The following is a 26,626-nucleotide window of genomic DNA, read 5'->3' as shown; positions in this document are numbered from 1 at the left end:
GGCCGCAGGCAGGTCTCCCATCCATTACTGGCCGAGCCGGGTGCTGTCCATGATTCCATCCCGCACCATTTGTTGCCGGAGACTGTCGATCGCCCTCGAGATACGATCTACCTGCGGTTTTACCTGCCGATGAAAATATTGATGGCTGGACACAAATTGCTGCTCGGTAACGTCATATTTGTCGAATATAACCTGCCTGAGTGAGTCGATACTGACCCTGAGTGAATCCCTGGGCATCGAGGTGCGGTAGGATTCAAGCAACTGCAGTTCAATTATCAAATCGATATAGGTGTCCTCCCCGATCAAATTTTCCGGCGGTGGATTGGTCAGCTCCTCTGAACAACCCACCCCTGCTGCAAGGAGAGACAGCAGCAGGAAACAAATTACAGCCTGATACCTATTCATTTTCCGGTCGTTTGGGATTGAGTGGACGCATCGTAACGTCACTGATAAGAAAATTATCGGGCGTCTCAAGCACGTTCGTCAAGACGGTGGCTACGTCTTCGGGCTGCATCATGTTGGAATGGGTTTCCTGGTCGGCGTTGTCAAAAAAGTTGGTGGCGATAGAGCCTGGATACAGGCAGGTAACTTTGATGCCGTCGTACCGCAGCTCTTTGAACAGGGCTTCGCTGAAACCGCTGACGCCAAACTTGCTGGCATTATATCCGGAGATCTGCGGGTTCCCGATTTTACCGGCAATGGACGCGATGTTCACTATATGACAAACCCCGGGGTGCTTTTTCATTAATGGAACCACTTGCCGGGTCAGGTAGAACACTCCCGACAGGTTGGTTGCGATCATTCGGTTCCACTCCTCCAGCGGCAGATCATCCACATTGCCAAAATAGCCCAGTCCGGCGTTATTCACTAGTATGTCCGGACTTTCAGAACCTGCAAATTCCTCCGCAATCCACGCCTCTATCGCTCCATGATCGGTGACGTCCATTTTGACAGGGATGAAACGATCCCCGAAGGCCTCTCGAATCCGCCGAAGTTTATCCTCGCTGCGGGCCAGTCCGTAGACGGTGGTTCCCTTGTTGATGAGAGCGTGTGAAAAGGCCGCGCCAATTCCACGGCTGGCTCCGGTAACAATCGCCTTTTTGCCTTGTAGATTCATGATCTGGGTTTTTTAGGTTATCTGTTTTTGAAGATACATATGTAAGAGCAAAGCAGCGTAAAAAACCGTTCCGGGCTATACCGTTAATATCCCATTGGCGGATAATGCTGGCTAACCAGATAGTTTTTTGTGGATCAGGGCCTGGACCATCTCCAGGGCGACCTCATTTTCTCCTCCTCGCGGAATGATGATATCGGCATACCGCTTGCTGGGTTCCACGAACTCCAGGTGCATCGGTCGCACATGCTTTTCATATTGATTGAGCACCCCTTCGAGGCTGCGGTCTCGTTCAACGATATCTCTGCGAATACGCCGCAAAAGCCGGATGTCATCGTCCGTATCGACAAATATTTTAATCTCCATCAGCTCCCGCAACTGCTTTTCGCTTAGAATAAGGATGCCGTCAACCAGGATCACCGGTTTAGGTGTTACCACCCTGGTTCCCTCTTTTCGGACGTGGCGGGAAAAATCATAGATCGGTACTTCCACCTGGCAGCCTTTTTTCAGTGCTTCTATATGGCGGACCAGCAACTCGGTTTCGAGCGCGGAGGGATGGTCAAAGTTCTGCTTTTTACGCTCTTCGAAAGAGAGGTGAGCAAGATCCTGGTAGTAGGAGTCGTGTTCCAACACCACCATATTTCCAGGGTTAATCTGGTCGGCAATACGCCGGATGACGGTCGTTTTACCAGCACCGGTACCTCCGGCCACGCCTATGACGAGGGGATCCAAAAGTAATCTCAGTTTGTCTTAAAATTCTGGCTTTTTTCATATTCGAGCTTGTAATTTCGAATGGCCCTGAATATGGCAGAAGCGATAATGCTTTGGCCATAGTCGCTCGTCAGATAGCGCTGTTCACTCGGATTGCTGATAAAGCCCGTTTCCACGAGAAGAGCCGGCATTGAGGCGTGGAAGAGGACAATAAACCCGGCCTGCTTTACACCGCGGGAATGGCGTTTGGCACGATGGTCGAACTGGTGTTCCAGCATCCCGGCCAGTTTTTCACTGGTAGCCATATAGGCAGAGTTGGCCAATTCATAAATAAGCAGGTCTTCCTCGGTGAGCTCTTCGCTTCTGTCGGGACCCTCTTCAAACCGGATGACGCTGTTTTCCTTTTTCATCACTTCAAAAGCTGCCTGACTCCGGTGAAGTCCCAGGAAATAGACCTCTGTACCGCGGGTATTTCGGTTGCTGAATACGTTGCAGTGGATAGATATAAATAGGTCGCCTTCCGCCTTGTTGGCAATTTCTCCCCGCTCTTCGAGGCCCACGAAGCTGTCGTCCTCACGGGTGTAGACCACTTTTACATCCGGCAGGTACTCATTGATGTAGCCTCCCAGCTTTTTGGATATATCCAGAACCACATCCTTTTCGCGGGTCCCCTTGTAGCCGATGGCCCCCGGATCGTGTCCGCCGTGACCGGGATCAATGACCACGACATCAAACCGGATCTTATCTTTCATCAGCTGGTAGTCATTATCGCTTGAAAAGCCGCCTGAGGGACCTGCCAGCAGGCTGTCCCTTGAAATCGTTAAACTGGACCATATGATCGGGTCGATATTTTCAGCTATTGTTGAAACACGCTCTTCACTGGAAAAGGTAAGCCCCAGCAACAGGTCGCTGCTGTGGCGATCGTGGTACGCATTGGCAATAAAATATTGATCCTCGGGGATATAGAGGTCGACTCCCACGCCCAAAGGATGATTGTAGAAACCGATCTCATCATAGACGACGGTGGTTGTATCGTATTCGATTTCGGAGCTGTTGATCTGCTCGCCATACAGGGTCATCTGGATGAGGTCGGTCCGGGACTGCATAACCTTGAACGAGTCGACTTGCTGTTCGAGATGAAAGCGGACCACATATCCCTCTCCATCGCTCCGTTCAGCGGTCGAAACCCGGTTCAAAATATTGTCGACATCGGCTTGGCCATGAGCCATCCCGCCAAGCAACAGGAAAAAGAGGAGAAAAGGAGTACAAGCTCTTTTAAAAAAAGAGGCGGGACAGAATAAAGTCGAAATTATGTGCTGCACGGTTCTCACTGAATGCTGAAATATATTGCTTTTAGATGATGGTATTTATTAAAGCATATATTTGCATCTAATATATCAAATTTCGCAAAAGGTAATAGTATATGACCGAATACAAGATAATAAGCTTATCCAAAGTAAAAAAATATATCTGTTTTCCTTCTCGGGGACGTTTTAAAAAGGATGCTGATCGAAGGACAAAGACTGAACGAAATTTGAAATCCCAGGTTGTCTCTCATACCTGGGGATACTCGGGGATTGTACCGGGAGGGCACATACACGGTTTGCCAGTCGCTTGTTACAGCGGAAAGAGCTGTCACAGAAATACAAATTCAGTTGATTATATACCGCCAATGACGTACAATACAAATGTATTCCCACCTTAAATTTAGTAATACGGAGGTATAGAGTATGGACAAGAAAACCTTTCTGGACGCTTCGGAGAACGGTGATATTGATGCAATACAGTCAGCCATTCAGGGCGGTATCGACGTAAACACCAGTGACGAACATAAACGCACGGCGTTGATGAAGGCGGCCAAGCACGGCCATGCGGATATTGTACAGCTGTTGTTAAACAAGGGAGCCGATGTGAACATCCGCGATAATCGTGGAACCAGCGCCCTCTACTGGGCCGCAAGCAAGGGGCACAACCATATAGTTAAAATGTTAATTGACCACAAATGCGAGGTCGATATTGTCGACGACCGGGGCTGGTCTGCCAAAGACCAAGCCAACTATTACCATCACGACAGTATCGTGAATTTGCTGGAAGAAGCCGGGGCTTGACACCCGGCATTTTTTATGCAGGGCCTGCGCGATGTTCGGGCAGGCTTTTTCATGGGGATTGGCGCTATTTATGTGTTATGGACCCTTCGATCTTGATCTCTCCCAAAAGGGTCCGGTTGACCGGGCATCGATTTGAAATCTCCAGGAGGCGCTCGATCTGCTCTTCCGAGAGGTCACCCTCTACTATGAGCTCTTTTTCTATAAAATCGATCTTGCTTTTGGGATCATCGCAGTTTTCGCAGTCCTCGTCGTGCCGCTTGTTGTGCCGGAGTTCAACGTACAGGTCCTCTACCGGCCACTCCTTGTGGTTGGCATACATCTTCACTGTCATGAGCGTGCATGATCCCAGGGCCATCAGCAGGTAGTCATAGGGGTCGGGGCCGGTATCTTTCCCGCCCTTTACGGACTCGGGTTCATCGCCCTTGAGCTGGTGTTTCCCGGCATTGAGGGTTACGGAATAGGTCTCATCTTGTGGCAGAAAGCCGTGTACAATTTTTTGCTTCGAATCGTCAGCCATTGGATCTCTTTTTTGTTAAACTTGTGCCGTCAAGGTAAGAAAATAGGCCGTTTCCCGAAGCCCAAACTTTTTTCAACTTTGGGGTTAAAAAAGGAGTACACGGCCCTGTATGTTTGTTCCTGCGAGATTCCGCGTTCCCTTCTCCATTTTTTTACCACACCATATTAGCCCGAATTTCTCACAAGTATTTCGGATAAAATTACGTCACTTTATGAGTGACAATAACTTATATCATTTAAATTATCATTATTGTCTGGAAAAGGCTGGAAATTGGCCTTTTCCAGCTGCGTTGAAGCACAAATCACCTGTTCAACGTACCGATGTACACCTGCGCAGCCATTTGCCCTTCTCCTTGCTGAAAAACAAATCTCTTGGTGAGGTAAACCCGGGTTAGAACAATCACACTAATTTAATATTCTGGATATCAACAGGTAACACAGGTTTCTTTAATTTGGGATAAATGATTGACAAACCCATGAATAAACGCCCTGTTGATGTTGTCGTCCTCTCGGATCTCCACCTGGGGACGGTGGGCTGCCATGCAGTGGAGCTGGCCCAGTATCTCAATTCCATAGAACCGCGTATCGTGGTGCTGAACGGAGACATCTTCGATATCTGGAATTTTAAAAAGTATTACTGGCCAGACTCCCACATGCAGGTGGTCCGGTGTTTCCTGAGCATGCTGGCCAACGGTACCGATATTTACTACCTGACGGGAAATCATGATGAAGTAATCCGCAAGATATCGCGCCTGCAGATTGGTCCGCTCTTCGTCAGGGACAAACTGGTACTGGAGCTGAACGGGGAAAAAGTCTGGATTTTTCACGGGGATATATTCGACATTACCATGAAACACACCAAGTGGATAGCCAAAATTGGCGGTCAGGGGTACGACCTGTTGATCCTGCTGAACCGTCTAGTGAACTATGTCGGTGAAAAGCTGGGATACGGGAAAATCTCGCTCTCCAAAAAAATAAAGGACAGCGTAAAAAAAGCGGTCAAATTTATTGATGATTTTGAGATATCCGCGATAGAGCTGGCCATCCAGAACAGGTATGATTACGTGATATGCGGTCATATTCACCAGCCGAAGATCAGGGGATTTACGAGTGAGGAGGGATCCGTGATCTATATGAACTCGGGCGACTGGGTCGAAAACCTTACCGCCCTTGAGTTTGACGGACAGGAGTGGTCGATGTACAAATACAACGAGGATCAGTTCATCAATAAAGAAACCACGGTTGAAATTCCTGTCCGTAAATCTGTGAACGAAGTGGCTGTTATAGGATGAAGATATTATACGGAATACAGGGCACCGGTCACGGACATCTGAGCCGGGCCCGGGAATTGCTGCCGGAACTTGGGAGGCACGCAGAGGTGGATGTGCTGATCAGCGGCCACAACTGCCAGCTGAACCTGGAGCGCCCGGTTCGTTATCGAAAGTATGGCATTAGCATGAACTACGACAACACCGGGGGCGTATCGATACTCGAGACGCTGCGCGCGCTTCGCCCCGTCCGCTTCCTTGCCGATATCCATTCCATCCCGGTCCTGGAATATGACCTGGTGATCAGTGATTATGAGCCGGTGACAGCGTGGGCCGCACGAAAGGAAAATGTGCCAAGTGTAGCGCTTAGTCACCAGGCCGCGTTTCTTTCGGAAGAGACGCCGCGCCCCCAAAAGCGGTCGCCGGCGGCCGAGGCGATCCTCAAGCATTTTGCCCCGGCCGATCACGCCATCGGGTTCCATTTCAGGCCGTACGATCGGTTTGTGGAGCCGCCGATCATCCGGTCTGATATTCTTGAGCTGTCGCCCGAACACCAGAATCATATTACGGTTTATCTTCCGGCTTACGACCCGGATCTCCTGATCTCAATATTTCAAAAATTTGATCACCATCAATGGCATGTTTTTTCACCTGATTGCGAGCAGTTTTACCGGAGGAGGAATGTGCTGGTACACCCGGTTGGCAACAACGAGTTTCTCGAAAGTGTTGAAAGCTGTGGCGGGGTCATCAGCAGCTCCGGCTTTGAGATGTGCGCAGAGGCGATGTTTATGGGGAAAAAACTGCTTACGATACCGATCCGGAACCAGTATGAACAGCAGTGCAACGCCGCGGCTATGGAAGAGCTCGGGGTGACGGTCCTGGAGTCGCTCTTTGGGGAGGAAGATCATCTGGAAGAGTGGCTGGAATGCGGGCGGATTATCACCCTGAATGAGGTGGCGAATATCGAGCAGGTGGTTATGGGAATACTCTCCCTGGGTAACGCGGAAAACAGGTCTCCCTCTTTCGTTAAAGAGGAGCAGTTGGTGAGGGAATAAATCGCAGATACAGCCTCATCGAGGAATCAGGAATTGTGAACATCAGTTGCGTTTGGGGACGAATTCGGGCTGAGCTGTTTCATTCCCTATCCACCGGGTAGCTCAATTTCATACCGCTTTTCCAGCAGCTCCAGGTGGTGCCGCTCGTGCCCGGCAATAATGAACGGGATAGCACGGACCGACAGCGAGTAGTTGTTAGCAATACCCGTTCGATTGAGCATCTGTTCGCTGAACCCGGAAAACATCTGAATGTTGGAGGTGCGAAGCCCTTCATATTCTCCCTGTAGATTTTGCAGGCTCCGTTGATTCAAATTGGATTCTCTCACATATGCCTCTTGGTCGTACCCCGGTAATTCTCCCGGGTCGTTGCGGGAGATCGCCAGGGCCCGTACGGAAAAAACGCGTTCGTTGTCGATCAGGTGCCCGATCACCTCTTTGACCGTCCATTTCCCTTCTTTATAGCGGGATAGCGCTTTTTTTTCGTCCAGCGAATCGATGAGTGTACAAACCTCATCCCGCTGTTTGACCAATATATCGATGACATTGCCCGGGGGCAGCTTATCGATATATTTTTGGTAGAATGAACCGTATTCTTCAGTAGCGGGACGGGGATTCCAGATAGATTTCATGGATCCAGTATTGAAATTTATTTTAAGGAGTGTTGAAAAGCCATACCCAAAGTCCCTCTGGAGAAGAGAGACTTTGGGCGAATGAACTTTTTTTTTAATAAAGCTGGGTCGTTTTTAACGCGATAACCACGTTCGGATTTAATGTACTTCATGAGATTTTATAACGGATTCAGCCGCTTTTTCACCGTCACTGAATGTAGTTTCAGAGTAGGCATATGATATGCCATTTACGGTCTGCCAGTTGGAATAGCGTTCCTCCACATGCACCTGGCTGCCCTCCTGTGGATTGAACTGCTGGTACCGCATGATCCCGGGATAACCGGATTCGGGATCAACCAGATAGGTGATGTTTTTATCATTTATTTTGATGCTGAGCTTTGCGTACTGCGTGCCTTCGACCTCTTCCATACCGATAAACCGGGGATTCAGTTCGTCACTGTTGAGTGCCACGGCCAGGTATTTTCGGTTCAGGCTCTCCCTGAGCGATTGTGCCTGCTGCGGTGGCAGGGGACGTTCCTGGCCCATCATGGACATCGTGCCTTTACCGCCTTCATAGTTCAGCGTGATGGTACCGTTGGGGGTCTCCACCGTCTGGGTAATCGCATCGGGATAGTCCACGGTTTGCGTAACCTGCACGGTCATGCTGCCACCGGGAACATTGGAGCCAAACTGTGTGACTTCCGCCTCCACGGTAACGCTGTCGAGCTGCTGGTCTGGCGCAATGATCGCATCTGACATTTTATCCAGCAGGGCGCGGCCTTTCTGGGCATCACCGGCAACCTCCTCACCGGCGCCATCCTGCCCCGGTTGTGGGATACTGATATCGATTTCGTTGACGGTTCCATATTTTTCAAGCTGGTCTCCGATCTCCTGCTTGTTGCCCACCACCAGGATCTGCATGCTGTCTGGCTTCAGGTACTTTTGTGCCATCTTTTGAACGTCTTCTATGGTGGTGTTGCGGACCCCTTCGATAAACTCTTCAAAAGCGTCGGGCGGCAGTTCTCGGTACTCGTTGGATAGGCGGCGGCTCAACACCTCTTCATAGCTGTCGTACCGGAACACCATTGAATTAAGGAACTGGTCCTTGACATCACGGAGTTCCTCCGGCTGAATCGGTTCCTCCTGCAGGCGCTTGATCTGCTCAATGATCGCGTCGATCGCTTCGGCCGTAGTCGAACTCTTGGTCATCACCCCGGTGTAAAACTGCCCGGGATAGAAGGTGTTCATCTCATAGGAGCCAAATACTGCGTAGGCCAGCCCAAGGTCGGTACGCACCACCTGGAACAGCCGTCCCGAAAAGCCGCCGCTCAGCACTTCATTCATCACCTGCACTTTCGGGTAATCCGGATTGCTGCGCAGCCCGCCGATATGTCCCATCAGCACATAGCTCTGGTTTACATCCGGCTTGTCAACCAGGTTGATCGTGCGGTTGAACTCGTAGTCAATTTCCGGGAAGTCGAGTGCCGTTTTTTGCCCCGCCTCAATACTGCTGAATGCGTTGCTCAACTGCTTTTTTATCTGATCCGCGTCAAAGTCCCCGACAACACCGACCATCATATTGGCTCCAACAAAGTGATCGCCGTGGAAATTGACCAGGTCCTCCCGCGTGATGTTATCCACCGTCTCGTATTCCGTGAGCCGCCCGTATACCGAGTCCTCCCCGTAGATCAGCCGTTCGAACTCACGGGATCCGATCTGCTGCTGGTTGTCATTGCGTCGTGAAATACTGCTTTTGACCTGCTTCTTTTCAAGCTCAATTTTCTCCTGTGGCAGGGCCGGATTCTGCAGGAGATCCACAAAGATTGGAAGGAGTTCGCTAAAATCCTCCTTCAGTACATTCATGCTGGCTCCGCCGGAGGTAAAACCGATACCGGTCTCCATGCTTGCGGCCCGATTTTCCAGGATTTTATTGAGCGTATCAGCGGGATAGTTCTCGGAGCCACCCGAGCGGATCACCGAGCCGGTGATGGATGCGAGGCCGGCTTTTTCGTTGGGTACCAGCACGCCGCCGGTGCGAATGTTGACGGAGAGATCGATGAGCGGGAGCTCGTCATCTTCCACCAGGAAAACCTTGATGCCGTTTTCCAGCGTAAAGGTCTCTACTTCCGGGCGCTGGAACTCATTTAGTTCGGGGAAGTTGAGCTCGTCGTACCGTTTTTGGGCATGCACAGTTGCAAGTCCTGCGCACAAGATCAGAACTACAAGACTGGTAAACCGTTTCATCATTCGTTCTCTTGACTGGTTCATGAGATTCACGTTACTCTTCTTATCAGTTTGCATCGGCGACCTCCTCTGACTGTGACTGTTCTTCGTTCCTGATGATACCAACGGTGCGATTGTCTTTGGTAAAGTAGGTCTGCGCTACGCGTTGCAGGTCCTCCAGCGTGACCGCCTGCAGGTCGTCGAGGTCGGTAAATACACTGCGCCAGTCGCCTTTTTGAGCTTCGGCAGCGGCGAAGGCGCGGGCCAGCCCGGTGTTGGAGTCAAGGCTGCGGATCAGGTTGGCACGGGCGTTGGTCTTGGCCCGTTCCAGTTCAGCCCGGGTGATGTCACCGTTCTTGATTTTTTCGATCTCCTCGTAGATGGTCGTCTCCACCGTATCCAGGCTGACGCCCTGGTTGGGAACCGCCAGTGTCATGAACATCGTCTCAAACTTGGTGCCGGGAAACCCGTTGAACGCCGAAACCTGCAGGGCGGTCTGCTCATCCTCTACCATGCGCTGGTAAAGACGGGAGGTACGACCCTCGGAAATAACGCTGCCTAAAAGCTGAAGCGCTTCAAAGTCGGGGTGATCCTGCGCCACGGTGTGATAGCCCATCAGGAAGATCGGCTGGTTCTGCTCGATCATCTCAAACCGGCGCTCCCCCCGCTGTTCCGGCTCCTCGGTATAAACGGGCGGGGGTTCCGGACCTTCCGGTAGGTCACCAAAATAGGTTTCGGCCAGCTCTTTTATTTCATCGGGATTCACATCCCCCGCGAGGGCGATCGTGATGTTGTTGGGGACGTAGTACGTGTCGTAGAACTGGCGGGCATCCTCCATTGTGGTGGCAGTGATGTCGGAATCCCAGCCGACCACCGGGCGCCCGTAGGGATGGGCTGTGTAGGCCACCGCCAGAAATTCTTCCACCAAACGTCCGACCGGGCTCGACTCGGTGCGCATGCGGCGCTCTTCGCGGACGACCTCTTTTTCAACATAAAACTCGCGGAATACCGGGTTCTTAAAACGGTCCGATTCCAGGCTGAACCACAGTTCGGTCCGGTTTTCCGGGAGGCTGTAAAAATAGACCGTTTGGTCGGCGCCGGTCCCGGCATTGAGGCCGGTCCCCCCGTTGCGTTCGATAATCTGTGAAAACTCGTTGTTGACCACGTACTGCTTTGCCTCCTCCTGCTGCTGCTGAAACTGCTCCCAGAGGGTGGAGAGCCGGGCAGAGTCCGGAGTGGCGCTGTACTTCTCACTGAGCCACTGCCGGTAGGTTTGGTCCAGCTTTTCCAGGACTTTTTTCTCCTTTTCCCAGTCAGTGGTGCCGATGTAATGGGTACCCTTGAACGCCATGTGCTCAAAAATATGGGCGATGCCGGTATGTCCCACCGGTTCGTTGGCCCCGCCGACATCAACGTAGGTCACAAAGCTGACTACCGGCGCGATCGGTCGCTCGACGACGAGGAATGTAAGGCCGTTGTCAAGGGTGAACTCGGTTACTTTTTCTTCGAAATCTTCAAGAGATTGCGCCCCGGCATTGAACCCCGTAGAAAAGAGCAGCAACGCAAGGCAGATAGTGAGGAGCAGGTTGTTAGACTTCATGCGTCTCCTGATTGGATTAATGTTTGAAGTTGGATGAGAATTGTTGAGCTGCTTGAATAAATATGCAAAAAAATTGTACCTCATGAATTCTAAACATTGAAATGATAAAATAATGATCGAAATCAAACTGTCAACTGGCGATTGTTCTCGCATACACTCGTTGTGAATTAACGAAAAATTGCTTCAGGTGTTACAATTTGCCGGGAGATCGGTCAAAAAAACGAGGTGATCTTGTTACAGATCCGTTCAGAACTGATTTATGGTGTGATTGTGAATCTCTATTGGTTGGATGCAGTACCAGTATCCTGCAGCGAGTTTCCCGGTTTATGGAGCTCGCACCTGTTAGATCATTCCGGAGAGATGACAGAATGTAATTTGACCGTATTCAGGAAATTGTAGCCGGTAACAATAGCTTCCTAGAGGGCTTTACAAACCCCTCGTTTCCGCCTGGCAAAATAGCAGGTTCTGCAAAGGTCCCTCTGAATTATTAAAAAAGGCTTCTATTTTCATGTCAAAAAGTATTCAAAGGTGAAGCTGAAGAATTTATAACATTTTGATAAGTGCTTTTATCAGCACGCTGAAATCCGTGGTTCGGAGGCCGGCAGCCTCGGCGACCTCCTCGTGGCTCAACTTGCCGTGGTTGACTCCCGTCGCCATGTTACTGATCAGTGAAATTGCGACGGTTTTGATGCCGAGCCGGGCTGCTTCCGTCAGTTCCGGGACGGTACTCATTCCCACCGCATCGGCTCCCATAGTGCGAAAAGCGCGAATTTCAGCCTTGGTTTCATAGTTGGGGCCCTTGGCATAGAGGTACGTTCCCTGCCGGGTAACGATGTCCCGTTCCGCCGCCAGCTTACGAACACGGTCCACCCACGGGCGATGTGAATAGCGAAACTTTGCGTGCCCCGTTGGAGAGACAGCATGGTTCTGGCGTATTATATCCTCAATCACCATCAGGTCGCCCACCGAAAAAGTGGTGTTGATGGCGCCCGCAGCGTTGGAGATAATCAGCTTTTCCGCGTCGAGAGCCCGGGCGAGGTATACCGGCAGGGCGGTCTGTTCAAAAGAGAAGCCCTCGTAATGGTGGAACCGCCCCGAAAAAGCGATAACGTTGCTGCTGCCAACCTTCCCGCAGATCAGATTTCCCCTATGTCCCTCGACAGAAGTTGTGGGAAAGCGGGGAATATCAGCATAGGGGATCGCGCCCGTAATGTCGATCTGACCGGTAAAGTCACCCAGACCCGAACCCAGTATGATAACGGATGTTGGAGCATCCGGAACTCCTTTCCTGTACAGGTATCGTGTAATTTCGCTGATATAATCAGGAATCGGCATCGGCGGCGATGTTTTCGATCGTGTAGCCTTTTTTTTCACTGTAGTCACTCAGGCGGAAGAGGGGATGGTGACTGTCGTGATAACCCATGATGATATAATCTTCCTCATATGCCTTTTCCAATATTCGTTTTCGTATTTCCATGCTGCGTTCCGGTTCGAAGTCGTATTTGGCGGCAAACTTCCGGTTAACCTCGCCGCGCACGGCCAGTACGTCACCGGCCATCATGTACCGGGATTCTCCATCATCAAACCAGATTATTTGGGAGTGCTCGGTATGGCCGCCTACTTCCTCCACCGTAATTTCCGGGTAGGGGGCCGCCTGCTCATCCAAAAAATGAAGATCGGCCCGGGTATCGACAAAGTGCAGGAACTGGGTCTTCTCATCGTCGTAGTAGGTGTCTTTTTGAGTGGTCTGCTGCCAGGCCCGGTCCGAAACCCAGAGCCGGGCATCGGGAAATGTCAGTTCCCAGAATCCTGAGCTGCGTCCCGCGAGTCCGCCGATGTGATCGTAATGCAGGTGGCTGCAGATGATGTCGGTGATTTCATAGTCGGCGACCCCGTGGGTTGAGAGATTTTCCTTGATGGTTTCAGTGCTGGTATCTGCTCCAAAATCGCCGATACCCACATCAAACAGGTAGTTCCTGGTTTCGGTTTTGATCAAAAAGGGGTTCAGGGATATTTTAAGGGCTCCCTTCGCCGGGGGATCGTCACGATCAATTCTATTAAATTTTTTGTCGGTGCCCACGCTGAAGGTACCTTCGTAAAGCGGGTGGACTGTTGCGCTGGTTTTTGTTCCGGGTTGTTCTGCCATTAAAAGATCCAGTGCTGAATATTAGTTTTTGCTCCGGCCTGACATTTCAACATTCAAAAAAGTGTGAAGCCGAGGCTACTTGCCACGGTCGTTCTTTGATTCATGCCGGTCGTAGGCGTCAATAATTTCGCGAACCAGCCGGTGCCGAACTACATCGTCTTGATTGAGATAGACAAAGCGGATGCCGTCGATATCTTTGAGGATATCCTGGATTGAGATCAGCCCGGAGTGTCTTTTTTGGGGAAGGTCGGTTTGTGTAATATCGCCGGTGATGATCGCCTTGCTGTTAAACCCGATGCGGGTCAGGAACATCTTCATCTGCATGTTGGTGGCGTTCTGGGCTTCATCCAGGATAACGAAAGCGTTGTTGAGGGTACGACCGCGCATGTACGCCAGCGGAGCAATTTCGATCACATTTTTGGCCAGGTGCAGTTCCAGCCGGTCATACTCGATCATCTCCTCGAGCGCATCGTAGAGCGGGCGCAGGTAGGGGTCGATCTTTTCGCGGAGATCGCCGGGCAGGAATCCGAGTGTTTCGCCGGCTTCCACCGCCGGGCGGGCCAAAATGATTTTTTTAACCTGCCGGGACTTGAGCGCCCGGACCGCCAGTGCCACCGAAGTATAGGTTTTGCCCGTTCCGGCGGGACCGATGGCAAAAACGATATCATTCTGCTCAGAAGCTTCTACGATCTCTTTCTGTCCGGGCGTTTTGGCCGTAATGGTCTGGCCGGACTGAGAGTTCAGGATAAAATCTTCCGAGGTACCGGACGGCCCGCGCAACGGGTTGGTTGTGGTGGTTGTCGAGTCGCCACCCGTTTTAAGGGCAAGAACGGTGTCGACATCACCGGTGGTCAGGTCACCATTTCGGTCGACCATGTCGATAAGCTCTTCAAGCACTTCTGCCAGCTCATCAAGATCTTTTTCCGGCCCCTTCAGTTTGATGCTGCGGCCTCGCACGGTAATGGTGGTATCCGGGAATGCCTTTTCAAGTTTGGTGAGATGCTCATCCTCAAAACCAAGGACAAGGACAGGTTCTACATCTTCTATATGAATGGTCTCTTCACCGATGTTCTGTTCTGTCGCGATAGGCGTTCCTCAACACATTTAATTACACTTAATTCACGGGCTTTGGGAAACCGCAGGCTACCCTTTTTGTTCAGGGAATTGAATTTGGGCAAACGCCATGGTTTCCAAAACCAATTTCAAAAATAAAGATAAGGATTTATGTGAAATGTATTAAAAAAATTGTGAGTGATGAAGATCGCCGATCCGAATGTTCTGCATGTCATGCAGCTGGCATGTCACCGGTTCCTATACCCACTCCTGGCTTCCCGCGACAGCCTTTTTTTGAAGCACTTGAATGCGTTTGGGGATATTTTTCGCCTTGAAAACGGCGCTGCCGGCCACCAGTACGTCGGCCCCGGCGCGGGTCACCTTCTCAATATTTTCAGAGTTTACCCCACCGTCTACTGATATCAGGTAGTTGAAGTTGCCCTCTCTGCGCCAGGCAGCCATTTTTTTCAGTCGGTCATAGGTATTGGGAATAAAATCCTGTCCGCCAAAACCGGGATTGACGCTCATAATCAATACCAGGTCCACCAGATCAAGTACGGGTTCTATGTTTCGGAGAGAGGTGGCCGGATTTACCGCCACTCCCGCCAGCGCCCCGTGCTGCCTGATCACCTGCAGGGTCCGGTGCAGGTGCGTACAGGTTTCAAAGTGAACCGTAATTTGATCGGCTCCCGCATCAATAAAATCTTCGAGGTAGCGGTCGGGCTGCTCAATCATCAGGTGTACATCCAGGAACAGGTCGGTAACCCGGCCGACCGCCTCAATAATTCCGGGCCCGAATGTGATATTGGGTACAAAATGGCCGTCCATGCTGTCGCAGTGGATCCATTGCGCCCCCCCCTGCTCGCACTTGTTAATCTGTTCGGCCAGATTGGCGTAGTCAGAGGCCAGTATTGAAGGTGCCAGTACCGGGAGTGTAAAATCCATTTGTTAATTTTGTTCGTTTTGCTGGAGGGTATCAGATTCAATGTAGGTGGTATCTGCCTGAACCGCCCCCGATTCGCTCTCCTCTTTGACGTCGAACCGTTCAGAGACAACAAGATTTATAGTTTCGCCCTCCACCACCTGATCCTCCCGGGGAGTATAATCAAGCACGAAGTTAGGCTCAACCTCTTTGCTGGGCTGAAAGCGGAGCTCTCCCACCCGCAACCCTGCCTCCCGCAGTTTTTGCTGGGATTCGGTAAGGCGAAGGCCGACAATGTCCGGAACGTCAACCATCTTTTCTCCCAGTCCGTCGCTCACGACCAGGTCCACGACGGTTCCCTTGTCAACCGTTCGGCCGGGCTCAATCGACTGGCGCATCACGCTGTTCTTGAATCTCGAGGACTCATAACTGACCGTTCCCACGGCAAGTCCGTAATTTTGAAGCTGGATTTTGGCGTTCCTGAACGAGAGATCCTCCACCTTGGGTACCGTCACCGTGGGGTTGGATTCGGTATTTACCGTGAGATATATTTTTCGATTTGGTTTTACTATTTCAGCAGGAATCGGGGTCTGGTCTATCACGTAATTTGCGGGAAAGGCCATGTTTGCCCGGCGGTCGGTTACCTCGTATCTCAGGCCGTAGGAGGTCAGCAGTTCCTCCGCCTCATCAAGAGACAGCTCACGCACGTCCGGTACAGTCACCCCTTCGTAGTAATTGGTGTATTCAGGCATGACATATTCGTCGAGGACCAGTAACAGTCCTGATCCCACAAGTATTACGCTCAAAAGCGTAACGTAGAATTTTTTGCTGGTTAGTATGTCTTTCAGGTAATGTAGCATGATATCTCGAAGATACGGTTCATAACGGTTATCTTAAAAGTGATATTTCAGGATAAATTGACGAGCCCCGAAAAGGCTTGATTCCGTTTCCAGCCGGTTGTTGTTGATTTTGACCGTAATAAACGCATCAAATGCGGAAACTACATGATTTAAGAGCATGTAGGCCAGCATGTTCCCGGCCACGCGGTATTTGTCGTTAAATTGATCGGCAAGGCTGGCACCCTCAAAAAAATGGGGTGGCATATCCTCCCCGTTCCATGAAAGTTGATATTGGCTGTCCAGGGGCTCTCCGCGGCGATCTATCCCAAAATCATTCCAGCCGGGACCGTATTGGTAGTATTTGCTGATCAGTTCGTAGTATTGCTGGGACCCGTACTCCGGCATAAAATGGGAGAAGTTGTTTCCCGCCGTTCCGTCGGGTGTAATGAACGGGGTATGGCGTTCCACCTCCCGCAGGGTTTGCAAATCTACTGTTTCCCAGTCTATGTCGGGATTATAGGCGGCATGCCGCCCGTTCACCTGCTGCTCCAGTTCATCGATATGCTCATTCTGGCTGTATATCCCGTTCGATTTATGGTAGTCGACCAGCCATTGGGCATAGGTGACGACACTCCAATTCCTGTCGGCAAACTGTTCATACTGTTGCTGGAGCTCTTTTGCCCGCTGCCGGCTGCGCAGGTGGACGGCCAGCAGGATCGCATCCGCCAGGAAATAAGCGCCGGCCCGCATCCATTTGCTGTTGGCAGCCTGTCCAAGCCCGGGGATCAGTCCTGAGCTGAGGAGGGCGACGCCCGGTTTGGTTCGCATGGCCTGTACGAGTCCGGATGGTGAAGAGGAGCGGCCTCCCTGATAGCGGAAATCCCGCATCGTTAGCGGGGTCTCAACGGAGAACCTGTTTTCCGTCTTTACCGGATCCGAACAGAGGTTCTTTCTCAACGGCTGGGCCGCCAGAGTTCCGGATGCCAGCAAGAAAACCAGGCTGTAGCTGAATATTCTAGTCATTTGTTCAGAATTTCGAAATCAAATGTTAACCCGAAATGAATAAGAGGCTCTCTTCCGTAGGTAACCTTCTTGGAAGCCGATCCGGTGATAAATTCATCAGGTAAGGTAACATCAAACTGGTTAAATCCGTAAGCTCCGCTGATAAAAAATTTGAGCGGGTACAGATAATAGCTGTTCAGTGAAAATCGGAGTTCCGCTCCAAGCCCGGTTTTAAGCTGTTGACCTGTGCCCTCCGGCCCGTTCCAGCCGTTGCCGACCTCCCCGAACAGTCGGAGGAAGAGCTTGTCAAAAGTATGACGCCCAACCTGTTCGTTGATATCGGTAAACAGCGGGAAAATATAAGAAAGCTGGGAAAAGGCCGTCGTATTCCCTGAAAGAGCGAAATAGGGATAACTGCGCATGCCGGTAAACCCGCCGATGTAGTCGAGATAAAAGGAGTCGGCAGGATTGTTGAAGTAGCTGAAAAGCCGGGAGAAGACCTGTCCCGTGGAGCGTTCTCCCATCCTGAACCCGTAGCGCGCACTCAGTTCCATCGAATGGTTGCGAGAGGAGCGGTAAACAGGGGACAGGGTACCTTCCTCAATCTCAAAATTTTCGAGCAGTTCGCTGGGCCGGTAACTGTACCGCAGGCTGGCGCGCAGGCCGAGGGGAGCGCTGTCACTGTGTGGATAGGGCAGAAAATCCTCATAGACATAGGCTGCGGTCAGCATGGTACTGCGGTAATATTCGGTGGAGCTGGAGGGAACCAGCTGCTGCAGCTCGCGTGAGAAAAAGGCGTCGGTCTGTACGCGGTACGGGGTGTAGCCGAGCCCGAGCTCAACCATGGAATAGGCGTTTATTTTACTTCGCAGAAACAGGTCGATCTCCCATATGTTGTAAGCGATATCCACGGCTGTGGTATCGGGCAGGCAGGAGGTGCAGGGAAACTCCTCGACGGAAAGTCCACCGTCAACATTTCGGCGCATGTTGTACAGCTCTACCGCAAGCGTGGGTGACCATCGTTTCTTGATAAATGGAAGCCCCCGGTATTCCGTAATGAGAAACAGGTCGCGATCCAGGTCGCTGAGACGCGAGAGGCTGAAGAAATCGCCTACACCATCCGCATCGCGGGAGCCCAGCCCGAAGAGCGCCCCGCCGAAGATGTTGAACCGATCGGTAACTTCGCGGGAGTCAAAATAGGTCCCCACTTTCAGATCCCGCAGCAGGTTTTCTCCAAGTTCCCCGACCCGGCCCGCCTTGAGCAGCGAATGGTTGCTGCCATGGAACTTGGAGTAATTGTCGAATCGAATGACGGGATAAAAATTAAAATTGGTGAACTCCTGCTCATAACGATACAGTTGCCGCCGGTCACTGGTGTTGGCGGTAGCCACGTTGAACGTAACGGTGCCCGTATCAGCCCGCGCAATGGTGGATTCCGGTAGAGGGTCGAGATCCCGATCGTCATATTGGAGGATATTTGAGTATTCGCCAAACGACCTGGCGGAATCTCCGGAAGCAACGGCCGATATTAGTGTGCCATAATCGGGTTGATAGCGGCCCCGAGCGGCTGTGTCCTGGGTTTCCGGCAGTTTTTTGGAGACGATTTTGTATCCCTCCGACCGATATTCTGCGTACATAAGTGTTCCAGTGCTATCCACGTCAGGCATAAATGCACCGCCCGTAACGCTGGTCAGTTTTTGGGGATTTGGGGTCCCCTGCAGCGGAATCCGGTAGATGTTGAAAATTCCATCAGGATCGGCACTGTAGTAAAGGTACCGCCCGTTTTTTCCCACAATGGGATCACGGTAGTCAAGCAGTGATTTCTTGAGCACTGTCTCGGTCTGCCCGTCTGGCAGGTTTATGCTCCGTATGGAACGGCCGTGGTTTTCGCCGTAGGCAAAATAGATCGATTGCTCGTTCGGGTGCCATGCTGGAGTATAAATTTGCTCCCCGTCGTTGAAATCAGTCAGCTTTTCTATAGAGCCATCAGCGGGATTTACCAGCACCAGGTTGGCCGTTCCCTGCTGCAGCTGGACAGCTGCTATATGATGTCCGCCGGGACTCCAGGCAGGATCGTACAACCTTTCACTTTGCGTCAGTTGGTCGGTTTTTTCGGTCTCAAAATCATAGAAAAAGAGGTCGTTATACCGTTCTCCGTGCGGGTTGAGTCCGGCTCTCGTGAAAATCAACCGGTTACCATCCGGTGAAAACGAAAATGACGAACGGATGCGGTTGATCAGCGGCTGTTCACTAAACCCGCATTGGTATTGGATTTGGTTCCCGGCGGGCACTGAACCGAGATCCAGCATAGTGAGGGTGCCATCTTGCTGATTCCGCTTTTTGACATATAGAGAGACGGCCGACTCGGTAATCCTTTTGTTAGAAAGGTAAGCTACCCGGGAGCCGTCCGGAGAATATTGGGGATGGAAGTTGAAAAAACCCTGCGATTCGACTACGTCGGTACGTCCCGGTTGGATCGACCGTACAGCATTCTCGTAAAAAGATGTTTGCCGGGCGACCCATTCGCTAAAAAGCCGGCCGCTGCTCGTTCCGGTGGCCTGCTGAATGGCTTCGTCAATGGTTGTGATACCCCGTTGGCCCAGGGCCTGGCTGATATCGCGAAATATCGTCTCCCCGAACTGCTGGGCGAGATAACGGGTAAATGCAAATCCCTGGTTGTATACTTGCTCGCGCTCCAGGCTGGTCTTGGAGCTGAAGGTTCCCATCTCGTCAAAGGAGAGGTACCGGTCATTGAGCACGGCTGTGCGCAGGACCATGTCACGGTGCGAGTCCCAGGTGTCATAGCTCCACCCCGTGCGCTGGTACTGGGCGACCCCCTCGGCGAACCAACCCGGTACACTTATCGAAGAAAAGGGATAGGTAATCAATCCTTTGGGATATCCGTACAGTACATCGGGGCGGCGGACATCCTCGTAGGAGAGCCACTGGAAATAGATTGCGGGTAGATTGCGTCCCCGTTTCATGGCGCTTTCCAGCTGTACGATATGAGTAAATTCGTGGCTTACCACATCCCGAAGCCAGTTGTGGGTGCCCCGCAGGGGGGAGTTGAGGGCGGGAATCCAGATCTCAATCTGGTTGTCGAAAAAGTAGGCCGCACCGTTGGAGTAGTCCTCCCGGTCATTGAGCACAATGCTGGTCCTGGAGGTCGGTTCGAGCCCGTATAATTCCGTAATATGGGGATAAATCTCTTCGGCGATACGGGAGGTTACCTGTGCCGATCGGCTGTTCCCCTCCTGGAAGTGAACCAGAAAATGTTCACTCTCCAAAGTATACCATTTGAGGTGGTGGAAAGGATAGTCGTAGTTTGAGGGTGAGAGCTGGGCCGCACCCTGTTGCGGCAGCAAGATGCAGGCTGCGAGACAGAAAAGCAGGAGTCCAATATGTTTGGATCGATTCGACATCAGTGTACTACCGCAATTTTGACCAGTTTGCTTGCTTTTTTTCCATTGACATTGGCCGTAACCCGGGCAAGGTAGATGCCGCTGCCCCAGCCGGCTGTGGAAATACGCTGCTCCTCCGGGGATCCCCCGCGCACATCGAAACGCTGATCAAAGATGATGCGGCCACTCACGGTAATAATTTTTATTTTCACCTCTCCGGGACCGGAAGTCTGGTATCGAATGTGGGTCTCATCCCTGGCCGGGTTGGGCCAGTTGTAGGTCTCTGACCGAACCAGTATGGAGGATGTCGCTTCCGGCGGGGTGCTTCCTGAAATGCGCCCTGTAACCTTGTTATACGGTTCATTGCCGTAGCGGCTCCCCCAGCGGGTATCTTGCAGCCGGGGAAGCGCCCAAGCCTTGAGATCACCTCTGTGGCTCACAGCATACAACCGCGTCCCAAAAATAACCGGATGAACCGGCTGGTGGCCTGCTTGAACAGCCGGACCGACATACAGGGGAAATCCGGGAATCATTTCGCCCTGCTGATTGTAGGCCGCAAGGTTCATGGAAACGGAATCCTGTACCACAGCGATAACCTCAAGCGACTGGTCACCGTCAAGATCAGTAATGAGCGGGGTCCCGGTAAACTGGGCTCCCTGTGGAGGTGTGAGAGGAAACCCGCCGAGAAACGCGCCGTTGGCATTGAGGGCATCCAGCCGGTTCTGTTCGTGGTTTACGAAAAGAAAATCGAGGCGGTTGTCGTCGTCAAAATCAGCCATGGCCGGCCAGCCGTAGTTTGGAGATTTAAAAAGCAGCTGGCGTGGATTTTCGGCTTCTGGATCGATCAGATAGAAAGAGTCATCCTCGGCCAGGTAAAACAGGCTGCGGTCGGAAGTGAGCTTCAAGGCCCCGGTATACAGCCGTGCACTGCCAGAAGGGAGGGAAAGGCGAAACGAACTCCCCTCAATCCGAAGTTCGTTTTGTGACAGAAATGAGTAGGACCCCCCCAGTTTGGAAGCGCGTTGCTGGGGAGCCTCCAGGTCGGTGAGCCGGGTGCCATCGGACATATAGTAACGGTGATCGGTGAAATCCAGGTATAAAATATGGTCGCTGTCCGAGCTCAAAAATCCCTGATTGGGAACTCCGGTATTACGCCAGCGGTTTTGCCACTGGTTACCGTCCCAGCTCCATGCTGCTATGGTGATGTCGTCTTGTTCCGGCTTGTCGGCCAGCACCAGGGTTGATCCCACATAGGCTTGTTGCGGGGGACCTGTTTGAAAGTCAAAAAGCGTGGCCGCAGGCTCATTAAGCTGAAGGGCATAGGTGGTGGAACGGCTGGGAATCACCAGGAAGCTGTCTTCCCGGGAGGCGTACCCGGAAATTGAGAGAGGGTAACTTTTCCAGTGGTAATCGCTGCCTGAAGTATAGGTTTGCCCTTCGGGCAGGTTTTCTTCAGGAAGGGAAACGGGCTGCACGGTCTCTCTGCCGGTGCGTCGGGCGTGAAAGGTCGCGACGGAACCGGGGGAGGAAAAGTTGTAAAATTCAAAAAATGATGCTGCCCCGGAGTTGCTGTTGTTATTGGGCCGGGTATCGGGACCGAACCGATTTTCATAGAGGCTGAGGGTATCCCCGAGAGCGGTTATCACGGATGCATCATTGTCTGCCCACCAAAAATCGAATGCTGTGCCGTTGGAAAAATTGGTGTTTTGTCCTTCAACCGGGCGCCCGATATCCTGGGCTCCATCCGCTTCCTCCAGGTCAACTCCCTGTCGACGGGTGTTGGCGTTTACTCCATTTTCCGCGATCTGTTGCTCAATAACAGCTTCATCGATGTGCCAGATCAGCACCCCGCCGTTGAGCAATCGATCATCCGAGGTACCGGGCTCTCCGTCTGCCCCCCGATCAAGTCCGCCGGGCAGGCTCCAGTCAAAATTGTCAATATCAACCAGCACGCCGGGGGGCAACTCCTCCTCAAAACCGGATTCCTGGTTGACAAACGCCTCGTCGTAGTTGTCAAACGATGTCTGTAGTTCTGATCCATCCGGTTGCCGGATGGTGAGGGTAGCCCCGTCCCGGGCGGGATCGCGATGGCGATTTTCGACAAGGAAATATTCTCTGCTGGAGAGCGCGTGCCGGGCCGCCGAACGGGAAGGGGAGCGTAGCGAGGTGGCGGTGAGGGAGATCGGCGAAGCGGAATCCAGGTCTATATTGAACGGGCTGATCCATCCCAGGTAAGTCTTCTCCCATGCTGAGGGTTCTGGCGGGAATAGACCGTTGTAGGAAAAGATGGCCGCCCCGTCCATGAGTCCGAAGCGCCCGATCCCGGAAGCGCCGGTGCGGGTATTGAACAGGTCCGGCAGCCCGAGGTGGCTTCCCAGGGTTGCGCAGATGAGACCATTTGTGGAGAGTTGCAGCACGAACTCGGTCTCCGTCACATCGACTCCGCGGCGGGAGAGCGTGCGCGGCAAAATAAGGGAGTTGGATACGTTGAACGTCCCGTTGTTGACTGGAAACCCCTCAAAAGCGGGATCCTCAAGCAGGCCGGCCAGCGATTCCGTACTCAGATAGAGTGACGGGATATCCTGAGGCGTAATATCCAGGGAGGTCCCCGTTAGTTGAATGTCGCGCCCGACCCCGGCGTGGAAGATCACAAATGCCGTGTTCTGCGGATTCAGGCCGGTAGTGTTAAAACCGCCGGCTGTCTCCACGGCCTGCCAGGTATCACGGGCCAGGAGTGCCAGCTTTTCGTTGGTAAACCGTTCTCCGGTGGGGGCGTAGAACTCCATTTTCTGTTCGAGATGATAGACGTCATCCAGCACGCGGTAATCGACAGAAAGCGCACCTCCGGATACGCGCTCAAAATAATTTTTGGCAAACTCCAGGTGAGCCTCAAAATAGGACTGATTGTGGGGAAGGGGATCAATGCTGACCTCATTGTTTTCCAGGTAGGGAAGGGAACCGGGCTGAAACGTTCCATTTCCCGAAGTCAGCCGGTTTGAGTCGGGCTGAAATGCTACCCGAACCGCCACTATATTGAGGGTTCCGCTGCCGGTTTGACGGGTGGAGAGATCGACATGTTCATTAGTGGAGAGCGGTCGACTTCGTTCTATATTCTGCTGGCCGTAGGCCGGCGAGATCCCCAAAAGCAGGAGCATGCCTGATAACAGCACGCTCTTGACAGGAAAAAAATGATGGGATCCAGGCGTCGACATTAATGTCAGATTTCAGCCCGTTAAAAGTTGATAAGCAAGCTAAATCGCGTGGTGTTGGCCAGCGGGTGTTCCTCTTCAAGTGCGGCGATATAGCTGAAGTCAACGCCAATCAGGCTGTATCGAAGTCCGGCCCCGAGGGTAAAAAATACCCGGTCGCCATTTTCAGGATGCTCATAGTAATAACCCCCGCGGATGGCAAACAGGTCGTTGTACCAGTATTCAATGCCGGTGCCGATCATAAACTGGTCCATTACACCCAGCGTAACATTTTCAGTCCCGTTGTTGCGGGTGAATTCATCCCATGAGGAGAACAGTGCTTTCACGGGGCTCTCTGACCCGGTGGAGTCGCCCCGGGCCATAATTTTTGAAATATCGTTGGCGATGGTAATCGTATTGATTCCCTCCGGGTCCAGGTTCCATTCCAGTGCCCAGCCCATTCTCAGTACTGTGGGCAGGGGATCTTTTTGGGCATTGTCGGTATACTGTATGCCGGGCCCCAGGTTCGAGAGGTTAAAACCAGCGCTGAATTGGGCATCGCGGCGTAGAAATTCGAACGAGTTGCTGCGATACAGGGTAGAAAGGTCCACTGCGATGCTGGATCCGGGGTTGATGGTCTGCTGTCCTACGGTGCCTTCAGCGAGGCTGCTGTATATAAAACGCACTCCCCCGCCGATGGCAACATTTTCATTTATTTTTCCACCGTAGGAGACGCCCCCGGCGAACTCGTAACTATTAAACCGCCCTTGCTCAAGGCCCTGCTCGTTGGTTCGGATCTGTTCTCCAAGATTCAGGTAGGTGATATGGCCCCCTATGGTACCGATTCCCTCAACATAATATTTACCGACCAGGTAATCATAAAAAAGGTCGGCATTGAACGCGGGCAGCCATTCGGCGTGGGTGATGCTGATCTGGTTTCCCTTCTGATAGGCCAGTCCGGCCGGGTTCCAGAATACCGCAGAAGCATTGTCGGCAATGGCCACCCCGGTATTCCCCATGCCGGCTCCCCGTGAGTCGGGCTCAATTTGCAGGAAGGGGACCGATGTGATTCCCACTTGTGCTTTCAATGGGGAGAGCGTCAGCACGAATAATATGAGGGACAGAGAGTAGAGTACTTTTCTAAGCATGTCAGCTAAATTTCAATCAGTATTGTTTCAGTAAATATAATGAATAAGATGATGCGTTGAAGTATAGCGCTGTTCCACGTATAAGTTCCTCTGTTTCTCAAACGAAATTTGAGGGCATTACGGAACCGTCGCCTTGCTTCGTCCGGCATCCTTTCGCACTCGAAATCCTCAATTTTGGGATACAAACAGAAATTCTGAATTTGCCCGGGCTTTGATTCCGCTCCCACCCGTTTTTTAAGTCCTTGAATGCCAAATTCAGGAAAATCTGATCTTTATAGCAAACAATGGCAGCGAAAATTATGCTATTTGAATAAGTTTCCAACGGTTATCCCGCAATGAAATTATTTATTACGTTTGCGACAGTATGTTGTATCCCCGCCTCTCCCGATGTTGTTTATCGTTGAATTTGCCTCATATTTCTGTTTAAAGTTCCGTTGCGCGATAATAAAGGGCCCAAAGACAAGGTTCTTGCTGACCTGTTTCTGCATGCTGAAGAACTGCTTGGCCCGGGAGGCTTTCATTCCGGTCCGGAATTTAATCCATCCGTTCAAGTACCAGAGCCGAGGCCCCGCCTCCTCCATTGCAGATGCCGGCACATCCCAGCCGTCCTCCTGTCCGTTTCAGCGCGTGAATCAGGGTGACGACAATTCGTGCGCCCGAACACCCAATGGGATGCCCCAGGCTGACCGCTCCCCCGTGAATATTCACTTTTTCGGGATCCAGTTCCAGGATCTGGTTGTTTGCCAGGGAAACCACGGAAAATGCTTCATTGATCTCAAAAAGATCCATGCTGCTTTTATCCAGCCCGGCACGTTCGAGTGCTTTTGGGATCGCCTCGGAGGGAGCTGTGGTAAACCATTCAGGGGCTTTGGCCGTACTGGCCTGGCTCAGAATGCGGGCCAGCGGGGTGAGCCCCAGGGACTTCGCTTTTTCAGCAGTCATCAATAACACGCCGGCGGCACCGTCATTGATGCTGCTGGCGTTGGCAGCCGTTACGGTACCCTCTTTTTCAAAGACCGGCCGAAGGTGCGGGATTTTATCAAAGTTTACCTTTTGGAGTTCTTCATCCATCGTCATTTTTTGGGTGTTACCCTTTCGATCTTTCACCTTCATCGGGATGAGTTCCCGCTCAAAATACCCGTTCTCGTGGGCCTGTATCGCCCGCTTGTAGGAGGTAGCGGCAAACTGGTCCTGCTGCTCCCGGCTGATATTGCATTCGCGGGCGCATATTTCTGCCGCATTTCCCATGTGGAAATCGTTGTACACGTCCCAGAGTCCATCCACGAGGATGCCATCCTGGACACTGCCGTGTCCCAGCTTTGAGCCAAACCGGTGATCCGGCAGGTAATACGGCACGTTACTCATGCTCTCCATTCCGCCAGCTATCACTATATCCGCTTCACCCAGCTGGATTTGATTGGCTGCAATCATTATCGCTTTCATACCGGAGGCACAGACCTTGTTAACTGTGGTACTGGGGGTAAGGTCGGGGAGTCCGGCTTTTAACGCTGCCTGGCGTGCCGGGGCCTGACCGATGCCGGCTGACAAGACATTGCCAAGCACAACCTCGTTAATATCCCCCGGTTTAATTCCGGTTGACTTGATTATCTCCAGGATTACGGAAGACCCAAGTTCGGGGGCAGTATAGGTAGAGAGCATTCCGCCAAAAGCCCCGATGGGCGTTCGTTTTGCTTCTGCAATTACTACCTTTTTCATGGGTCTTG

Annotated in this window: 22 protein-coding genes; 4 read left to right on the top strand and 18 right to left on the bottom strand. The window is 52.0% G+C overall.

Going from position 1 to position 26,626, the window contains the following annotated elements; all coding sequences use genetic code 11:
* Window positions 1-24: 24 nt before the first annotated feature.
* The 4 genes from ACG2E4_RS12575 to ACG2E4_RS12560 all read right to left on the bottom strand — a co-directional run bounded on the left by ACG2E4_RS12575 (window position 25) and on the right by ACG2E4_RS12560 (window position 3,054).
* On the bottom strand, window positions 25-405 hold the full coding sequence (locus ACG2E4_RS12575; RefSeq protein ID WP_395258026.1) for a DUF4296 domain-containing protein: 381 nt from the start codon (window positions 403-405) through the stop codon (window positions 25-27).
* Window positions 398-1,117 carry an SDR family oxidoreductase gene (locus ACG2E4_RS12570; protein ID WP_395258028.1) on the bottom strand — a complete coding sequence of 240 codons (720 nt, stop codon included), beginning with the start codon at window positions 1,115-1,117 and terminating at the stop codon, window positions 398-400. Before ACG2E4_RS12570 ends, ACG2E4_RS12575 begins: the two co-directional genes overlap by 8 nt.
* Before the next feature lie 111 nt (window positions 1,118-1,228).
* Window positions 1,229-1,846, bottom strand: a complete 618-nt coding sequence (udk, locus tag ACG2E4_RS12565) for a uridine kinase (RefSeq protein WP_395258031.1) — start codon at window positions 1,844-1,846, stop codon at window positions 1,229-1,231.
* An 8-nt stretch (window positions 1,847-1,854) separates the two neighbouring features.
* Window positions 1,855-3,054, bottom strand: coding sequence for an N-acetylmuramoyl-L-alanine amidase (locus ACG2E4_RS12560; protein WP_395258033.1), 1,200 nt, complete (start codon window positions 3,052-3,054; stop codon window positions 1,855-1,857).
* Window positions 3,055-3,555: 501 nt separating this feature from the next.
* On the opposite strand from ACG2E4_RS12560, the gene ACG2E4_RS12555 reads away from it, so the two are divergent.
* Window positions 3,556-3,933 (top strand): ankyrin repeat domain-containing protein, encoded by a 378-nt coding sequence (locus ACG2E4_RS12555; protein WP_395258035.1) that lies wholly within the window; start codon window positions 3,556-3,558, stop codon window positions 3,931-3,933.
* Window positions 3,934-3,997: 64 nt separating this feature from the next.
* On the opposite strand, the gene ACG2E4_RS12550 is transcribed toward ACG2E4_RS12555, so the two are convergent.
* The gene (locus ACG2E4_RS12550) at window positions 3,998-4,450 is read right to left on the bottom strand and encodes an OsmC family protein (protein ID WP_395276774.1); all 453 of its coding nucleotides are present in this window, start codon (window positions 4,448-4,450) and stop codon (window positions 3,998-4,000) included.
* Between the two features lie 211 nt (window positions 4,451-4,661).
* Between ACG2E4_RS12550 and ACG2E4_RS12545 the strand changes: the two genes are divergently transcribed.
* From ACG2E4_RS12545 to ACG2E4_RS12535, 3 genes are all read left to right on the top strand, one after another.
* Entirely contained in the window at window positions 4,662-4,844 is a 183-nt protein-coding gene (locus ACG2E4_RS12545) for a hypothetical protein (protein WP_395258039.1), read from the top strand.
* Window positions 4,845-4,925: 81 nt separating this feature from the next.
* Window positions 4,926-5,741, top strand: a complete 816-nt coding sequence (locus tag ACG2E4_RS12540) for a UDP-2,3-diacylglucosamine diphosphatase (protein WP_395258041.1) — start codon at window positions 4,926-4,928, stop codon at window positions 5,739-5,741.
* Window positions 5,738-6,772 carry a glycosyltransferase family protein gene (locus ACG2E4_RS12535; protein ID WP_395258044.1) on the top strand — a complete coding sequence of 345 codons (1,035 nt, stop codon included), beginning with the start codon at window positions 5,738-5,740 and terminating at the stop codon, window positions 6,770-6,772. Before ACG2E4_RS12540 ends, ACG2E4_RS12535 begins: the two co-directional genes overlap by 4 nt.
* 86 nt (window positions 6,773-6,858) lie before the next feature.
* Here the strand turns inward: ACG2E4_RS12535 and ACG2E4_RS12530 are convergent, their stop codons facing one another.
* The 13 genes from ACG2E4_RS12530 to ACG2E4_RS12470 form a co-directional block, all read right to left on the bottom strand.
* The gene (locus ACG2E4_RS12530) at window positions 6,859-7,401 is read right to left on the bottom strand and encodes a DinB family protein (RefSeq protein WP_395258046.1); all 543 of its coding nucleotides are present in this window, start codon (window positions 7,399-7,401) and stop codon (window positions 6,859-6,861) included.
* Between the two features lie 138 nt (window positions 7,402-7,539).
* A complete protein-coding gene (locus ACG2E4_RS12525) occupies window positions 7,540-9,681 on the bottom strand; it encodes a M16 family metallopeptidase (protein WP_395276773.1) in 2,142 nt (713 codons plus the stop codon).
* The gene (locus ACG2E4_RS12520; protein ID WP_395258052.1) at window positions 9,671-11,203 is read right to left on the bottom strand and encodes a M16 family metallopeptidase; all 1,533 of its coding nucleotides are present in this window, start codon (window positions 11,201-11,203) and stop codon (window positions 9,671-9,673) included. The genes ACG2E4_RS12525 and ACG2E4_RS12520 overlap by 11 nt, the downstream gene beginning before the upstream one ends.
* Before the next feature lie 543 nt (window positions 11,204-11,746).
* Window positions 11,747-12,538, bottom strand: a complete 792-nt coding sequence (locus tag ACG2E4_RS12515; protein WP_395276772.1) for a purine-nucleoside phosphorylase — start codon at window positions 12,536-12,538, stop codon at window positions 11,747-11,749.
* Window positions 12,525-13,349, bottom strand: coding sequence for an MBL fold metallo-hydrolase (locus ACG2E4_RS12510; protein WP_395276771.1), 825 nt, complete (start codon window positions 13,347-13,349; stop codon window positions 12,525-12,527). Before ACG2E4_RS12510 ends, ACG2E4_RS12515 begins: the two co-directional genes overlap by 14 nt.
* Before the next feature lie 75 nt (window positions 13,350-13,424).
* A complete protein-coding gene (locus ACG2E4_RS12505) occupies window positions 13,425-14,417 on the bottom strand; it encodes a PhoH family protein (RefSeq protein WP_395258173.1) in 993 nt (330 codons plus the stop codon).
* 243 nt (window positions 14,418-14,660) lie between these two features.
* Window positions 14,661-15,347, bottom strand: coding sequence for a ribulose-phosphate 3-epimerase (rpe, locus tag ACG2E4_RS12500; protein WP_395258059.1), 687 nt, complete (start codon window positions 15,345-15,347; stop codon window positions 14,661-14,663).
* 3 nt (window positions 15,348-15,350) lie between these two features.
* Window positions 15,351-16,184 carry a PASTA domain-containing protein gene (locus ACG2E4_RS12495; RefSeq protein ID WP_395258062.1) on the bottom strand — a complete coding sequence of 278 codons (834 nt, stop codon included), beginning with the start codon at window positions 16,182-16,184 and terminating at the stop codon, window positions 15,351-15,353.
* Window positions 16,185-16,217: 33 nt separating this feature from the next.
* Entirely contained in the window at window positions 16,218-17,186 is a 969-nt protein-coding gene (locus ACG2E4_RS12490) for a hypothetical protein (protein WP_395276770.1), read from the bottom strand.
* A complete protein-coding gene (locus tag ACG2E4_RS12485) occupies window positions 17,183-20,587 on the bottom strand; it encodes a hypothetical protein (RefSeq protein ID WP_395276769.1) in 3,405 nt (1,134 codons plus the stop codon). Before ACG2E4_RS12485 ends, ACG2E4_RS12490 begins: the two co-directional genes overlap by 4 nt.
* Window positions 20,587-23,778, bottom strand: a complete 3,192-nt coding sequence (locus tag ACG2E4_RS12480) for a T9SS type A sorting domain-containing protein (RefSeq protein ID WP_395276768.1) — start codon at window positions 23,776-23,778, stop codon at window positions 20,587-20,589. The genes ACG2E4_RS12485 and ACG2E4_RS12480 overlap by 1 nt, the downstream gene beginning before the upstream one ends.
* A gap of 20 nt (window positions 23,779-23,798) precedes the next feature.
* Window positions 23,799-24,902, bottom strand: coding sequence for a type IX secretion system outer membrane channel protein PorV (porV, locus tag ACG2E4_RS12475; RefSeq protein WP_395276767.1), 1,104 nt, complete (start codon window positions 24,900-24,902; stop codon window positions 23,799-23,801).
* 534 nt (window positions 24,903-25,436) lie between these two features.
* Window positions 25,437-26,618, bottom strand: a complete 1,182-nt coding sequence (locus ACG2E4_RS12470) for an acetyl-CoA C-acyltransferase (RefSeq protein ID WP_395276766.1) — start codon at window positions 26,616-26,618, stop codon at window positions 25,437-25,439.
* Window positions 26,619-26,626 lie beyond the last annotated feature (8 nt).

It is taken from the genome of Halalkalibaculum sp. DA384, assembly GCF_043951955.1.
Lineage (GTDB): Bacteria > Bacteroidota > Rhodothermia > Balneolales > Balneolaceae > JAMQKA01.
This window is presented reverse-complemented; position numbering and strand designations above follow the sequence as displayed.